General features: G+C 71.0%; 15 protein-coding genes. 3 read left to right on the top strand and 12 right to left on the bottom strand.

What is annotated here, in order from left to right:
- The first annotated feature begins 57 nt into the window (after positions 1–57).
- Complete coding sequence (locus ACIBBB_RS08150) at positions 58–531, top strand: DUF2000 domain-containing protein (RefSeq protein WP_398979973.1); 474 nt, start codon at positions 58–60, stop codon at positions 529–531.
- Between the two features lie 7 nt (positions 532–538).
- Here ACIBBB_RS08150 and ACIBBB_RS08145 read toward each other — a convergent pair whose 3' ends face one another.
- Positions 539–1,510: an NADP-dependent oxidoreductase gene (locus tag ACIBBB_RS08145; protein WP_398979971.1), complete on the bottom strand. Its 972-nt coding sequence runs from the start codon at positions 1,508–1,510 to the stop codon at positions 539–541.
- A gap of 134 nt (positions 1,511–1,644) precedes the next feature.
- On the opposite strand from ACIBBB_RS08145, the gene ACIBBB_RS08140 reads away from it, so the two are divergent.
- Entirely contained in the window at positions 1,645–2,085 is a 441-nt protein-coding gene (locus tag ACIBBB_RS08140) for a winged helix-turn-helix transcriptional regulator (protein WP_398979969.1), read from the top strand.
- A 45-nt stretch (positions 2,086–2,130) separates the two neighbouring features.
- On the opposite strand, the gene ACIBBB_RS08135 is transcribed toward ACIBBB_RS08140, so the two are convergent.
- The 11 genes from ACIBBB_RS08135 to ACIBBB_RS08085 form a co-directional block, all read right to left on the bottom strand.
- Positions 2,131–2,295, bottom strand: coding sequence for a hypothetical protein (locus ACIBBB_RS08135; protein WP_189109423.1), 165 nt, complete (start codon positions 2,293–2,295; stop codon positions 2,131–2,133).
- Between the two features lie 67 nt (positions 2,296–2,362).
- Positions 2,363–3,313 (bottom strand): cytochrome c oxidase assembly protein, encoded by a 951-nt coding sequence (locus ACIBBB_RS08130; protein WP_398979967.1) that lies wholly within the window; start codon positions 3,311–3,313, stop codon positions 2,363–2,365.
- A gap of 148 nt (positions 3,314–3,461) precedes the next feature.
- A complete protein-coding gene (locus tag ACIBBB_RS08125; RefSeq protein ID WP_398979966.1) occupies positions 3,462–4,487 on the bottom strand; it encodes a 6-phosphofructokinase in 1,026 nt (341 codons plus the stop codon).
- A gap of 138 nt (positions 4,488–4,625) precedes the next feature.
- The gene (locus ACIBBB_RS08120; RefSeq protein WP_398979963.1) at positions 4,626–5,354 is read right to left on the bottom strand and encodes a type 1 glutamine amidotransferase; all 729 of its coding nucleotides are present in this window, start codon (positions 5,352–5,354) and stop codon (positions 4,626–4,628) included.
- A 32-nt stretch (positions 5,355–5,386) separates the two neighbouring features.
- On the bottom strand, positions 5,387–6,625 hold the full coding sequence (locus tag ACIBBB_RS08115) for a MurT ligase domain-containing protein (RefSeq protein WP_398979961.1): 1,239 nt from the start codon (positions 6,623–6,625) through the stop codon (positions 5,387–5,389).
- A gap of 368 nt (positions 6,626–6,993) precedes the next feature.
- Positions 6,994–8,199 (bottom strand): N-acetylglucosamine-6-phosphate deacetylase, encoded by a 1,206-nt coding sequence (nagA, locus tag ACIBBB_RS08110; protein WP_398979959.1) that lies wholly within the window; start codon positions 8,197–8,199, stop codon positions 6,994–6,996.
- A 197-nt stretch (positions 8,200–8,396) separates the two neighbouring features.
- Positions 8,397–9,866 (bottom strand): glycoside hydrolase family 3 protein, encoded by a 1,470-nt coding sequence (locus ACIBBB_RS08105; RefSeq protein WP_398979957.1) that lies wholly within the window; start codon positions 9,864–9,866, stop codon positions 8,397–8,399.
- A 66-nt stretch (positions 9,867–9,932) separates the two neighbouring features.
- Positions 9,933–10,760: a carbohydrate ABC transporter permease gene (locus ACIBBB_RS08100; protein ID WP_398979955.1), complete on the bottom strand. Its 828-nt coding sequence runs from the start codon at positions 10,758–10,760 to the stop codon at positions 9,933–9,935.
- Positions 10,757–11,731, bottom strand: a complete 975-nt coding sequence (locus ACIBBB_RS08095) for a carbohydrate ABC transporter permease (RefSeq protein ID WP_398979953.1) — start codon at positions 11,729–11,731, stop codon at positions 10,757–10,759. Before ACIBBB_RS08095 ends, ACIBBB_RS08100 begins: the two co-directional genes overlap by 4 nt.
- Positions 11,732–11,747: 16 nt before the next feature.
- Entirely contained in the window at positions 11,748–13,037 is a 1,290-nt protein-coding gene (locus ACIBBB_RS08090) for an extracellular solute-binding protein (protein ID WP_398979951.1), read from the bottom strand.
- A 5-nt stretch (positions 13,038–13,042) separates the two neighbouring features.
- A complete protein-coding gene (locus ACIBBB_RS08085; protein ID WP_398979949.1) occupies positions 13,043–14,332 on the bottom strand; it encodes an ROK family protein in 1,290 nt (429 codons plus the stop codon).
- A gap of 277 nt (positions 14,333–14,609) precedes the next feature.
- On the opposite strand from ACIBBB_RS08085, the gene def reads away from it, so the two are divergent.
- Complete coding sequence (def, locus tag ACIBBB_RS08080; protein ID WP_398979947.1) at positions 14,610–15,146, top strand: peptide deformylase; 537 nt, start codon at positions 14,610–14,612, stop codon at positions 15,144–15,146.
- Positions 15,147–15,159 lie beyond the last annotated feature (13 nt).

The following is a 15,159-nucleotide window of genomic DNA, read 5'->3' as shown; positions in this document are numbered from 1 at the left end:
CGTACGAAGTGCGCCGGAACTCCCCATCGTACGCATGGCTGCCTACCGTTTCGAGGCATGACCGTTCAGAACGACATCTCTCAGCTCCGCACGGACGCGACGACCGGCCTCTCCACCCGCCAGGCCCCGCTCAAGTGGGTCGTCGTCATCGACGAGTCCCTGCCCGCCGGGCGTGCGGTGAACGCGGCTGCCTGTATGGCCGCCGCCGTCGGCCGGGCCCTGCCGGACCTGCTCGGCGCCGACGGCCGGGACGGCTCGGGCCAGGTGCACCCGGGACTGCCCTGGGCGGGCTGTTCCGTCCTGTCCGCCGACGCCGTCACCCTCCACGCCCTGCGGGAGAAGGCGACCGCCAAGGGGGACGTCTTCGTGGTCGACATGCCGGAGCCCGCCCAGACGTCCCGGATCTACGACGAGTACCTCGGCCTGCTCGCCGGTACCAGGCGCGAGGATCTGACCTACCTCGCGGTCGGCCTCGTCGGCCCGCGCAACAGGATCGGCGAGCTCGTCGGCAAGCTGCCACTGTTGCGCTGACGATCCGTCAGGACGTCACGCTCAGCACGAGCTTCCCGCGCGTGCGTCCCTCCTGGACCCGTCGGTGTGCCTCGGCCGCGTCCGCCAGCGGCAGGACGCCCTCCACCTCGACGCGCACCGCGCCCTCGTCGATCAGCCCGGCGATCCGGGCGAGGGAGACGCCGTCCGGCTCCACCAGGAAGGCGGTCGCGTTCAGCCCCCGCGCACGGGCGCTGTCGAGCAGTTCCGGCGCGACGCCGGACGGCACGGCGACGATCGTGCCGCCGGGCCGCAGGGTCTCCAGCGAGCGGCTGGTCGTCGCGTCGTGCCCCTCGCCCACCAGGTCGATGACGACGTCGACGTCGCTCACGGCCTTCTCGAAGCGGACCCGGGTGTAGTCCACGACCTCGTCCGCGCCCAGCTCGCGCAGCCAGTCGTGCTTCGCCGCGCTCGCCGTCCCGATGACATGCGCCCCGAGGTGCTTCGCGATCTGCACCGCCAGATGGCCCACGCCGCCCGCCGCCGCGTGGATCAGCACCCGCTGCCCCGCCTCCACGTGGGCCGCGTCCACCAGCGACTGCCAGGCCGTCAGTCCGGCGAGCGGCACGGCGGCTGCCGTGTTGTGGTCGAGCGTGCGGGGCTTGAGCGCGAACTGCCGTGAGGGCGCCGTCACATACTCGGCGTACGCGGAGGCCGGACGCGGGAACCACGGCATCCCGTACACCTCGTCGCCCACCTTCAGCGTGTGCACACCGAAGCCGACCTCCTCCACCACACCGGACACGTCCCAGCCCAGGACGAACGGGGGTGCGCCGAGAAGACCACCCATTCCGCCGCTCTCGCGCGACTTCCAGTCGACCGGGTTCACGCCGGCCGCGTGCACCCGTACCAGCACCTCGGTCGGGACCGGGCGGGGCCGCGGACGGTCGGTCAGACGCAGCACCTCGGGCCCCCCGAGGGAGTCCTGGGTGATCGCGCGCATCGTCGGCTCACTGCTCATGTCGGTCAGGTCTCCTGAAAGAGTGCGTGCCGGGGGAGCGCGGAGGACGCGGCCCCGGTCGGTGGATCTTCGACACCGCGAAAGTACTCCCCGGGTACTGCTTTCCCGCAAGGGACACTACTATCCAAAGGGAAGTGTCCAGTTCGGTGGCGCGGGTGCGCGGCACGGCAGCGGAGGCGGATCCCATGGCTCACCCCTGTACGACGGGGCGGCACGACAAGCACGACGTCTACGCCGCACAGTGCCCCTGCCGGGACGTCCTCGGCCTGCTGGCCAACAAATGGGCCGCCCTCGCCATCGGCGCCCTCGAAGAGGGCCCGCAGCGCTTCGGCGCGCTCCAGCGGCGGCTCCAGGGAGTCAGCCCCAAGGTGCTCACGAGCACCCTGCGCCGACTGGCGGACCACGGCTTCGTGGACCGCACCGTCTACCCGGCCGTCCCGCTCCACGTCGAGTACGAACTGACGCGGCTGGGGCGTGGAGTCGCCGTGCCGCTCGGTCAGTTGCGTGCCTGGGTGGAGAACAACCTGGACGAGACGCGGACACCGGAGCCGGGTCTCTCACCGGCCGCCGACTGACCGCGAACGACTGACCGCGAACGGCCGAGCGCCGCCGAACCCGCGTCAGTTGCCGCGCGCGGCGACCATCGCGAGCGTCACCAGCACCAGTACCACCCACCCGAACCAGAGCCAGCCGCTGCTCCCCAGCGCCGCCGTGTAGGCCGTCACGACCACCAGCGCGCCGACGGTGATGATCCCCATCGTCTTCGTGGATCCGGATCCGGACATGGCCGTCCTCCTCCCGGCCGTGATCGTGGCCGTAAGGACCATCGTCACCCGAAAGGGGGGTTCCGCGCTACTGTCCGCGTGCCTGCAACGACGCGAGGTAGGCGTTGTACGCGGCCAGCTCCTTGTCACCGTCCCGGTCGGCGGCCCGGTCCGAGCGCTTCGCCTGGCGCTGGTCGGACCGGTACCACTGGTACACCAGCGCGATCAGCACAAGGACGGACGGGATCTCGCTGAACGCCCAGGCGATGCCGCCGGCGGCGTTCTGGTCGGAGAGCGCGTCGATGCCCAGGGACGCCGGGGGGTTCTCGTACGCCCGCACCATCGGCTCGCTCGCCATCATCAGCGCGATCCCGAAGAACGCGTGGAACGGCATCCCGGCGAACAGCTCCAGCATCCGCATCAGATGGCCGGGCCGGTGCGGCCCCGGGTCCACCCCCATGATCGGCCAGAAGAAGATCAGGCCGACGGAGAGGAAGTGCACCATCATCGCGATGTGCCCCGGCTTCGACTCCATGAGGAAGTCGAAGAGTGAGGTGAAGTAGAGACCGTAGAGGCTCGCGATGAACAGCGGGATCGTGAAGGCGGGATGCGACACGAATCGCAGGAACCGGCTGTGCAGCAGCGCCAGCAACAGCTCACGCGGCCCCTTGCGGCCCCGGCCCGCGACCGGCAGTGCCCGTAGCGCCAGGGTCACCGGCGCGCCCAGCAGCAGCAGGATCGGGGAGACCATGCTGATCACCATGTGCTGCACCATGTGCACGCTGAACATGACCATGCCGTAGTCGTTCAGGGCGGTGCACATCACCAGGGCCACACTCAGCACGCCGAGCACGAAGGGGATGGTGCGGCCCGGCGACCAGCTGTCGCCCCGCGCGCGCAGCCGCAGGACGCCCCAGCCGTACAGCGCGAGCGCCAGCAGACACCCGACAAGGAAGAAGGCGTCGGGCGAGAACTCCAGCGCGCGGCCCAGCGTGAACGGCGGCAGATCCATCGTCGTGCCGTGCCCGCCGTGATCCATACGTGCTCTCCCGCTGCGACGATCCCGAATGGTGCGATGTGTCCGCACCCGGAACCAGACTAGAACCGCCCCCGGCGCCGTTCGCGGCCGGGGGCGGTTCCTCGTACGAATATGGGCGGTTCAGCCGGCGAGGCGGGGGATCAGCGCCTCAGAGCACGCACTCCGCCTCGGCGTAGCGCTCCGCCGGCACCGTCTTCAGCGTCTCGACGGCCTCCGCGAGCGGCACCATCCGGATGTCCGTACCGCGCAGCGCCGTCATCATGCCGAACTCGCCGCGGTGCGCCGCCTCCACCGCGTGCCAGCCGAAGCGCGTCGCCAGCACCCGGTCGTACGCCGTCGGCGTCCCACCGCGCTGCACGTGGCCCAGGATCACCGGCCGCGCCTCCTTGCCCAGGCGCTCCTCCAGCTCGACGGAGAGCTGCCTGGCGACGCCCGCGAAGCGCTCGTGACCGTAGATGTCCTTGCCGCCGACGTCGAACTCCATCGAGCCCTCGCGGGGCTTGGCGCCCTCGGCGACCACCACGATCGCGAACCGCTTGCCCGCCGAGAACCGCTTGCCGACCAGCTCGGTCAGCTCCCCGATGTCGAAGGGCCGCTCCGGGACGACGATGGCGTGCGCACCGGCGGCCATGCCCGAGTGCAGCGCGATCCAGCCCGTCTGCCGCCCCATGACCTCGACGATCAGCACGCGCTGGTGCGACTCGGCGGTGGTCTTCAGCCGGTCCAGCGCCTCCGTGGCGACACCGACGGCGGTGTCGAAGCCGAAGGTCACATCCGTGGAGGAGATGTCGTTGTCGATGGTCTTCGGTACGCCGACGATCGGCAGCCCCGCCTCGGAGAGCAGGTTGGCGGCCTTGAGCGTGCCCTCACCGCCGATCGGGATGATCGCGTCGAGACCCAGGTCGGCCACATGCCCCTTCGCGCGCTCCACGCCGTCACGCAAGTGCGCGGGCTGGACCCGGGAGGAGCCGAGGATCGTGCCGCCACGGGCCAGGATGCCGCCGACCGCGTCGAGGTCGAGCTTGCGGTAGTCGCACTCCAGCAGACCCTTCCAGCCGTCGTGGAAGCCGATGACCTCGTCACCGTGGTCGACGACGGCGCGGTGCACCACGGACCGGATCACCGCATTGAGACCGGGGCAGTCGCCGCCGGAGGTGAGCACACCAATTCGCATTGCCCGGAGAACCTTTGCAACGTGGGCCGACGGCCGGACCACGTCGTCCGGCTGAATCCCCGCCACCCTACCGGCGCGGAGTGGCGGGGCCGAACCAGGCGTCCGACTGCTGGACACCCCTCGGTTGAACGGAAGGCGTCAGGCCGGCTGCGTCGCGGCGGCGATCCGCTCGGCGCGCAGAGCGTCGTACCACCGGTCGTCGGCCGGCGGCAGCGCGTTGACGTCGAGCGCCAGCTTCAGCAGCAGATCGGCGATCAGCGGGTTCCGGGCCAGGACCGGGCCGTGCATGTACGTACCGAACACCGTGTCGTTGTACGCGCCCTCCGTGCCGTCACCCGTGCCGTTGCCCCGGCCGAGCGAGACCCGCGCGAACGGCCGGGCGCTCGGTCCGAGATGGGTGATGCCCTGGTGGTTCTCGAAACCGGTCAGCGGCGGCAGCCCGAGATGCGGGTCGATGTCGCCCAGTACGTCTCCGACACAGCGCTCGCCCTCGCCACGGGTGGAGATCACGTCGAGCAGTCCGAGACCACCCTCGCGCTCGCCCAGGTCGTTGACGAACTCGTGGCCCAGGATCTGGTAGCCGGCGCAGACCGAGAACACGATCGCGCCGTTGGACACCGCCCGGTTGAGACCGCCGTCACGGCGCAGCCGCTCGGCGGCCAGCCGCTGCGGCCGGTCCTCGCCGCCGCCGATGAGATAGATGTCGCCGGAGGTCGGTACGGCCTGGTCGCTGCGGACGTCCACGCGCGTGACGTCGAGACCCCGCTGCCGGGCGCGGCGCTCCACCACCAGCGCGTTGCCCTGGTCGCCGTAGGTGCTCAGCAGGTCCGGGTAGATCCAGACCAGCCGCAGACTGTTGTCGCTCATTCTTCGCTCGTCCCTCTCGGACTTCATCTGTCTCAGTTGCCGACGCGGCGGCGCAGGTCCTGGAAGGACGTGTAGTTCGCGATCGCCTCGATGCGTCCGGGGGGCGCCATCTGCACGGCCTCGTCGGCGGTCGCGCACACCCGGAAGTCCAGACCCGCGACCTCCAGCCGCACGGCCAGGTCCAGCTTGCGGTCGCCGATGACGAAGATCGGGTGACCGGCCAGCCGGGTGTAGTCGACGTCCCACAGCCAGGAGGTGTCCGTGCCGTCGGCGCCGCGGGCGTTGACCGCGAGGATGACGGGCGTGGGCGGCGGGTCGATGAGGGAGAACGTCTCCAGCCAGCCCGCCGGGTTCTTCGCCAGCAGCAGCCGCAGATCACGGCCGAGGAAGGACACCACGTCGTACCGGCCCGCGACGGCCTGCACCTGGTACATCCGCTCCAGGGCGACCTGCGGGGGCACTCCGAACGTGGCGGCGACGGCGGCGGAGGTGGCGGCGTTCGCGCGGTTCGCGCGGCCGGGCAACTGGAGGTGGATCGGCCAGGCGGAGCCGTGCGGGTCCAGGACGTGGTCGCCGTGCAGCGCCCAGCTCGGCGCGGGCCGGCGGAAGCCGCACTGAGCGCAGAACCAGTCGTCGCCCGGCCGCTGCATCACACCGCCGCAGGCGGGGCAGGACCAGGCGTCGTCCTTCCACTCCTGTCCGGCGGCGACCCAGACCACGTTGGGGGACGACGAGGCGGCCCAGACGATCAGCGGGTCGTCGGCGTTGGCGATGACCACGGCCTTCGTGCCGGCCAGGCCCTCACGCCAGTGCTCGGCGAGCATGCGGGTCTCGGCGGCGCGGTCGAGCTGGTCGCGGGAGAGATTGAGCAGGGCGATCGCCTTGGGTGTGGTGTCGCGCGCGACCCCGGCGAGGTACTTCTCGTCGACCTCGATCACGCCGTACTTGGCGTCCGAGCCGCCGGCGAGGGCGGAGGTGATGCCGGCCGGCATGTTCGCGCCCAGCGCGTTCGACACCACGGGGCCGCTGGCCCGCAGGGCCTCGGCGATCAGGCGTGTCGTGGTCGTCTTGCCGTTCGTCGCCGACACGAGCACGACGTCCAGATGCTGCGCCAGAGCCGCCAGCAGATCCGGGTCGAGCCGCAACGCCACCTTGCCGCCGATCACCGATCCGCTGCCGCGCCCCGCAGCGCGCGACACCGCCGCTGCGGCCTTGCCTGCCGTCACGGCCAGCTTGGCCCGTGGCGACAGCGGGTCCGTGTTGCCTGCCATCGTCCTTGATCCTCCTCGCGTCGGTCCGGGCTCAGCCTATCGAGATACGCGCACAGGCCCGAACCACGGCACCGGAGATGGGACCGATCGTTGTCACACGTACGCCTGAACGAAGCCGCCGGGAGGGCGTGCCGGGGAGCGGCCGGTGGCCCCGCGCGACAGCTCCCGGCCCGGAGAGCTGCGCGTTTCCGCCGGCGGTGTGCCCCGCGCGCGCGGGGTACGGCCCCGTTCCCGCCGGTCCGGCCGCCGTACGGCGTGGAGCCGGGCCGCGTGCGGCGGTGCTGGACCACTCCGGCCGGCCCGACGCGTCAGCCGGCCCCCGACGGTCCGTCAGATCCCCGCCGGGGGCCAGGTATCGCGCCGGATGTTCACCCCACCTCCACACCACCCAGCCACACCCGGGCGGGTCGCAGGTCCGGGCCGAGCTCGACCAGGTCGGCCCGCAGGCCGGGCCGCAGCTCACCCCGGTCGCTCAGCCCGAGCAGCCGGGCGGCCGTTCCGGACGCCATCCGTACGGCGTCCGCCAACGGAATGCCCACCGTCGCCACGGCTCGGCGGAACGCCTCCGCGACGAACAGCGTCGACCCGGCGAGCGTGTCGGTGCCGCGCAGCCTCGCCACCCCGCCCGCCACGGTCACCTCGCGGTCCGCGAAGGCGTACTCCCCGTCCGGCATCCCCGCCGCCGGCATCGCGTCACTGACCAGCACGAGCCGATCGGGGCCCGCGACCCGGTGGGCCAGCCGGACGGTGTCGTCGGCCAGATGGTGCCCGTCCAGGACGAGTTCGCACACCAGCCGCGGGTCCAGCAGCGCGGTGGCGACCGGGCCCGGCTCCCGGTGGTGCAGCGGCGGCATCGCGTTGAACAGGTGCGTCACCGCGCGGGCACCGAGATCGGTGGCCCGCGCGAACCGGGCCGCGTCCGCGTCGGTGTGGCCCAGACAGCAGACCAGCGTGTCCGCGTAATCCCGGATCAGCTCCGGCGCGCCGGGCAGTTCCGGCGCCACGGTCATCGACACCGCGTGCCCGCCCGCCGCGTCGATCAGCCGCGCCAGCAGGCCGGGGTCGGGGTCGCGCAGCGCGGAGCGGGTCTGCGCGCCGCGCCGCAGGGGCGACAGGAACGGGCCCTCGAAGTGGATGCCCGCCAGACTGGGCGCGGACCCGTCGTCGATGACCGACGCGACCGCGCGTACGGCCCTCTCCATCGCGGACGGCTCGACCGTCGCGACGGACGCCAGCATCGTGGTCGTTCCCCGCGCGAGATGACCCGCCGCCGCCCCCCGTACAGCGGCGGGATCCCCTGTGTAGACCGAGTGCCCGGAGCCGCCGTGGCAGTGCGGGTCCACGAACCCCGGCACGACCGTCCGGCCGCCCAGGTCCACCACGGTCTCCCGCCCGCCGGGCGGGGCGCCCGTACCCATCGAGTGGATACGGCCGTCCCGCACGAGGAGCCACCCGTCCATGACACCGGCGTCAGGCGTGACGAGCCTGCCGCCGGTGAACAGCCGCCCGCCACCGGCACCGTCCGGCCCCGGGGTCTGTCGTTCGGATCTTGCCGGGGTCGCGGTCCCCGGCACGCACGCGCTCCCCCGTAGCCCCCGAGGGGGCACGGGAGGTGCCCCCTCCGTCGTCGTCGGTCGGCATGGCTCCGCCGTGCCTCCCTCCTCCGCCTCGCGATCCACGGCACCCACCGGGACATCGGCCGCCGCCGCGGCGGGCGCTCCCTGAACCGGCCTGATCCGAACGCCAGACCCTGGCACCGGACGGCCCGCCGTCATCGCGTGTCCAGCAGCGCGTCCACCGCGGCTCGCGCGCACACGCGCGAGGCTCCGAAGGTGCGGACCCAGCCCCGGAAGCCGCCGAAGTCGTGGCCCGGCACGCCCATGTCGACCACGACACAGCCGGGGTAGCGCTCCAGCAGCTCGTCCAGGACCGGCCGCTGCCAGGGGAACCGGTGCGAGCTGCGCACCAGCAGTACCACATCGGCGTCCGGCCCGAACTCGTCGAGATACAGGCCCACTTCGGCCTTGATCATGCCCTCGGCGTTGTAGGTGTCACCCGCCACCGCGAGGGCCTCGACGTCGATGCCCGCCGCGCGCAGCGGCGCCTCCACGCCCCAGGAGGCGCCGCCCTGCGCGGGCGAGTGTGTCGGGTCGAGCCGTACGACCAGGGCCCGCTTTCCCTTGAGCGCCACGTCGCCCCGTACCTCCAGGACGTCGCGGGCCTGCTGCTCCCCGACGGTGTCGTCGTGCGCGACGCCGGTGGCGCGCGGCCGGGTGCCGAGCTTCGCGAGCCGGGCGTTCGCCTCGCGCAGCCGCTCCTCGGGCAGGGTGCCGTCCTCCACGGCGGCCACCAGGGCGGCCGCCGCCGCGTCCACGTCGTCGCCGAACGCCCACGCGCCCAGGCACAGGGCGTCCGCGCCGGCGGCGATCGCCCGGACGGCCGCCTCGGGCAGACTCGCCACGTCGGCGATCCCGCGCATCTCCAGCGCGTCGGTGATCACGACGCCGTCGAAGCCCAGCTCGTCGCGGAGCAGACCGGTGAGTACGGCGGGGCTGATCGTGGCCGGGACGTCGTCCAGCCGGCTGAGGTGGACGTGCGACACCATGATGCTGTCGACCCCGGCGGCGATGGCCGCGCGGAACGGGTCGAGGTAGTGGTCCACCAGTTCCTCGCGGGACAGGTCCACGGTGGGCGTGCCGAGGTGGGCGTCGGTGGAGCTGAGACCGTGGCCGGGGAAGTGCTTGGCGCAGGCGCTCACCCCTGCCGCCTGGAGCCCCTCGACCCAGGCGGCCGCGTGCTTGGCGACCAGCGCGCGGTCGGCGCCGAAGGTGCGGATGCCGTTGGGGGAGAGGGGGTTGACGGCCGCGTCGACGGCGGGCGCCAGGTCCCAGTCGATGCCGGCCTCCACCAGGGAGAGGCCGATCTGGTAGGCGGACTCACGGGTCCGGGCGGGATCGTCGAGGCGGCCCAGGGCGTGATTGCCCGGTACGGACGTACCGCCGTGGTCCTCCAGCCTGTTGACGTCGCCGCCCTCCTCGTCGACGGAGAGCAGCACATGGTCACGGAGGCCGTGCAGGGCCGTGGTCAGCTCCCGCACCTGTTCGGCGGAGGCGATGTCCTTGCCGAACAGGACGAAGCCGCCGAGTCCTTCGGCGACCCGGGCGCGCGCCCACCTGGGGACGGTCCTGCGTCCGAGCGCGGGGAACAGCACGCCGTGGGCGAGCCGGGACAGCTCGGTCATGATTCGATTCCTCACCTTGCGGTTGATCGTCGTGCGGTGATGTGTGATGTGTGGGCCGGGGGCCGGTCAGCCCTTGACGGCGCCGCTGGTCATGCCGCCCACGAGGCGGCGCTGCACCAGCAGGAAGAAGATGAGTACGGGGATGGAGAAGATCGTCGAGGCCGCGATCATCGCGCCGTAGTCGACGCTCTCCGAGGTCTTGAACGACACGAGCCAGACCGGCAGCGTGTAGTTCTCCTGAGATTTCATGATCACGTAGGCGAAGATGTAGTCGTCCCACGCGTTGACGAAGGCGAAGATCGACGTCGCCACGATGCCCGGCATCAGCAGGGGCAGCAGAACCCGTACGTACATCTGGAACCGCCCGCACCCGTCGACGAGCGCGGCCTCCTCCAGCTCTACGGGAACACCCTCCACGAATCCGCGCAGCGTCCAGATCGTGAACGGCAGCACGAAGGTCATGTACGTCAGGACGAGGCCCGGCAGGAAGTCCAGCCCGCCGACGGACCTGAGCATCAGATACACCGGGATGACCATGGCCGCCGCCGGGACCATCTGCACCAGCACCAGGATGGTCAGTACCGCCTTGCGGCCGGCGAAGCGGAACCGTGCGATCGCGATCGCCGCGAACAGCGAGATGATCAGCGAGAGGACCACCGAGGAGAGCGTGACCGTCAGCGAGTTGCGGACGAACACCCAGAAGCCCGGCTTGTCCAGCGCCCGGGTGAAGTTCTCCAGGCTGACCGGCCAGGGAATGAACTTCGGTACCGAACTGAGGATGTCCGACCGCTCCTTGAGCGCGGTGGCCACCATCCAGTAGACGGGGAACACCATCACGGCGGACACGGCCATCGCGATCGTGTTGTTGACGCCGCGCCGTCTGCTGGTTCTCATACGACATCTCCCTGCCGGGACAGCCTGCGGACGTAGGCGACGGAGAACAGGGCGAGGATCACCACGGTCACCACCGCGACCGACGCGCCGCTGCCGTACTCGTTACGGCTGAACGCGGTGATGTACGCGTACACGCCGAGCGTGGTGGTCGCCCCGTCGGGACCGCCCTGCGTCAGCACCCAGATCGGGGTGAACGAGTTCACCGACCAGATCACTTCGAGGATGGTGAGGATCGCGAGGACGGGCCGCATGATCGGAATGGTGATGTTGCGGAACATCTGAAGGGTCCCCGCACCGTCGAGGCGGGCCGCCTCGTACAGGGACTCGGGTATCTGGCCGCGGGCGGCGAACAGGGTCAGCGCGACGAACGGCAGCCCCTTCCAGACGGTCAGCAGGATGATCAGGCCCAGGGCCTGGGTGGGATGCGAGAACCAGTCGTAGACCGACATGTCCCCGAACACCCGGGCCTGGGTGAGCAGCCAGTTGGCGACGCCGTACTGCGGCTGGAACATCCACTGCCAGACCAGCGTCGCCGCCACCATGGGCATCGCCCACACCAGCACCAGACAGACGGTGGTGACGACGCGGGCCCACGGCGAGATGCCCATCAGCAGGTGCGAGATCAGGAATCCCAGCACCATCAGCAGCGTCACGCACACCAGCGTGAACACCAACGTCCGCAGCAGGACCGCCAGGAAGTCGGCGTCCGTGAAGATCCGGGTGAAGTTGTCCAGGCCGATGAAGTCCGACTGTCCGGTGAACAGTGAGCGGGGGCCGAACTCCTGCGTCGACAGGGTCAGCAGCCGAACCAGGGGATAACCCTGGATCAGCAGGAGCGCGGCCAGCGCGGGGGCGATCATCGCCCAGGGCAGCATCCGGGACCGCCGTGCCGGACCGCGCCGGCCCGGTGGCCCGGTGCGGCGGTCCCTGTCCGGGGCGCGCACCGGACGGTGCTTCTCAGTGAGTGCCATCAGGCGTCCAGGGGTGTCAGTCGCTCAGCGAGTTGAAGGCTTCCGTCGCGTGCTTGTCGTACGCGGCGGACGACGAGGCGATGTCCGCACCGCTCGCGATCTTCGAGAAGAACTGTTCGTTGTAGCGCTCGGTCTCCAGCGTGGCTTCGCCGGGACTGTTGGGCAGCGGCCGGCTCACCTTGCTGGCCCCCGAGGCGACGGTCAGCTGCTCGGGCACGCCGGCCGGGGTGAACTCCGGGGAGATCGGCAGCAGATTGAGCTTCAGCGCCATCCGCTGCTGGAACTTCTCGCCGGAGACGACCCGCAGCCAGTCCTCGGCGGCGTCCCGGTCGGGGCTGCCCGCGGCGATACCGATGGTCGACCCGGAGACGATCACGGGCATCGTGCTGTTCGCGTCGTAACCCGGCATCGCGAAGAAGCCGATGTTCTCCTTCATCTCCGGGTTCTTCTCGATGACGGCGGCCGGCTCCCACGCCTTGACGTACGCCATGGCGGCCTTGCCGTCGGCGAACAACTGGTCCTGGTCGGGGCTGTCGGTGTTGACGCCGCGGGAGGACGGGGTGGAGCAGGTGTTCTGGAAGTTCTTCCACGCCTTGAGGCCGGACTGGTTGGCCGCCGAGGACATCTCGGCCTTCCACTTGCCGTCCTTCTGCGAGGCGACCTCGCCGCCCTTGGCGAAGAGGAAGGGCATGCCGTTGAACCAGTACTGGCCCGGCAGGTAGAAGCCGGAGAAGTTGGCCGTCCCCTTGTTCGACTCCGCCAGCGTGCCGCAGTGCTCCTGGAGTTCGGCGAGGGTCTTCGGGGGTGAGGTGATGCCCGCGTCCGCGAACATCTTCTTGTTGTACATAACCACTTTGGTGCCGCCGTAGAGCGGGACGGCGTACAGCTTGCCGTCGAACTCGGAGGGGGCGGAGAGACCGTCCAGCCAGCCGTCCGAGCCCTCGAAGGACTTCTTGTCCTCCGTGAGATCGGCGAGGCCGCCGGAGTAGGTCTGGAGCGGGGTCTGGGTGTTGCCCATCTCCACGATGTCCGGCGGGTTGCCGCTGGCCAGCGCCGTGGTGATCTTGGTCGCGACACCGTCCCACTGCTGTATCTGGATGTCGACGTCGATGTCCGGATGGTCCTTCTTGAACTCGGCGGTCGCCTCCTTGATCAGAGGGTTGTCGCCGGGCCCGCCGGTCATCATCCAGATCGTCAGCTTGTTGTCGGAGTCGGACTTCGCCACCCCGCCACCGCCGCACGCCGTGAGCGTGAGCGCGAGGACCGGAAGTGCCGCCAGTGCGCACCGGGTTCGTGATCGATTCATCGTTGTCACCCTTCTGCCATCTGCTCGTCGTGGGTGGTGCGGGAGGTCGCGTCGGTGTTGCCGGAAGCGCCGCCGTCGGCGCCGGAGCCGGCCGCCGGGGCGGCAGGGGATGTGGGACAGTCCGCGAGGCGGCGGATGATCAGATCGCGGTCGACGGCCACGGAGGCCGCGTCCTCCGCGCTGACGCCCAGCGAGTCGTAGAGGCGGCCGAGCGAGGTCGCCATCGAGCCGAGCAGGCCCGCCGAGTCGCCGAGGTCGGCTCGGCGCACCACGCTGCGGACGCCGACCGTGTCGGCGACCTGGTCGCTGATGGCGGCCAGGCGCGCGGTGTCGAAGGACTCCGAGAAACCGCCGGTGAGGACCACCGTGGCGGGCTCGTAGGAGAGCGCGACGATGGTGACGAGATGGGCCAGCGCGCCGTGCACCTCGGACAGCAGCGGCGCATACGCCTCCGGGTCCGCGAACAGCGCCCGCGCCGTCGGTACGTCCACCCCTCTGCCGCGCGCGTACGCCACCAGGTCGGCCCCGGACAGCAGATCGCGCAGCCGCTCCTCGCGGCCGGGCAGGGGGAGCCGGCCGAACTCACCGAGGAGACCGGTCCTGCTGAGCAGCACCTGTCCGTCGATGGAGACGGCGGAACCGAGGCCGGTGCCCATGGCGAGCAGTACGGCGGTCTCCCGGTCCGGCAGCGATCCGTACTGGAGTTCGCCCCGCAGGGCGAGGTTGGAGTCGTTGCCGACCTCGGTCTCCACGCCCACGAGGGCGGAGACCTTCTCGATGAATCCGGTGCCCTTGATCTGGCCGAGATTGTGCGACGCCACGACGGCCCGTCCGTCGCCGGTGACGACACCGGGCAGGCCGATCGTGACGGTGTGCAGGGGTACGCCGTCGCCGTGCCGGTCGACGAGATCGGTGATCCGGCCGGCCACCCAGGCGGCGAGTTCGTCCGCCGTCGCGTCGCGCGGCGTGGTGTCCCGGCTCCTGATGATCGCGCGGCCCAGCGCGTCCGCCACCACCACACGGCAGTTGGTGCCGCCGAGGTCGACTCCGCAGACGAGAGCGGAGCGGTGGTTGAAACTCACGGACGTCGACTGTCTGCCGGGGCCTTCCCGGAGCACCCGGAAACCCTCCAGGGCGAGGGACTCGGCCATCAGGTCGTCCACGATGCGGAACACCGTGGCCCGGCTCAGGCCGGTGTCCGCGATGAGCCGCTGACGGTCCATGTCCGCGCCGGACAGCAGGGCCGCGATCACGGCGCTGCGGTTGGAGGTGCGGGGGAGCGAGGTAGTTGCCACAATTCCTCTCACTCTGAGATTAATTTGGTGGCGCAACTTTAGGCACAGGTGAGCGATGAAAACCAGACATGCGGCGCATCACATTCAGGTAACCGTGACGACCCACCCGCCACGCCCGTCACGGACTTCGGGCCGGTGCTTCCCGGTGCGGAGCCCTCACCCGTACGGCTCTCGCTCCCGCCGGCGACGACGTACCCTGGCGCGACGGCGACGATCGAACACGGCACCCACCGACGGCCGGTGCGCCGGCAGTCGGCCGGGACGGAGCGTCGAGACCATGCGAAACCGGCCGATCCCCGGCAGCGCCGGACGGGTCCGCCCTCTGCGGCTGCTCGGTGACCCGACCCTGCACGCCCCCTGCGGGCCGGTCACGGACTTCGGGCCGCAGCTCGCTCGGCTGGTCGAGGACCTGTTCGCGACGATGTACCGGGCGAGCGGGGTCGGTCTCGCGGCCAACCAGATCGGTGTGCCGCTACGGGTGTTCGTGTACGACTGCCCCGACGACGAGGACGTCCGCCATCTCGGACACGTCGTCAATCCCCGCCTGGTGGAGGCGGACGGGGTCACCGTACGAGGGCCCGAGGGCTGCCTCTCGCTGCCCGGCCTCGAAGCGGGCACGGAGCGGTTCGACCACGCGGTGGTGGAGGGCGTGACGGTGGACGGCGAGCCCGTACGGATCCACGGCACCGGGTTCTTCGGGCGCTGTCTCCAGCACGAGTGCGACCACCTGGAGGGGCTGGTCTACGCCGACCGGCTGACGGGCCTGCGCCGGGCCAGGCTGCTGCGGGCGGCGCGGCGCGCGTCCTGGAGCTGAGCGCCGGGCCGCG

The sequence above is a fragment of the Streptomyces sp. NPDC051217 genome (genome assembly GCF_044455465.1).
In the GTDB taxonomy this organism is placed as follows: Bacteria; Actinomycetota; Actinomycetes; order Streptomycetales; family Streptomycetaceae; genus Streptomyces.
Note: the sequence above shows the minus strand (reverse complement) of the source record. Positions and strands in the feature narration are given on the sequence as shown.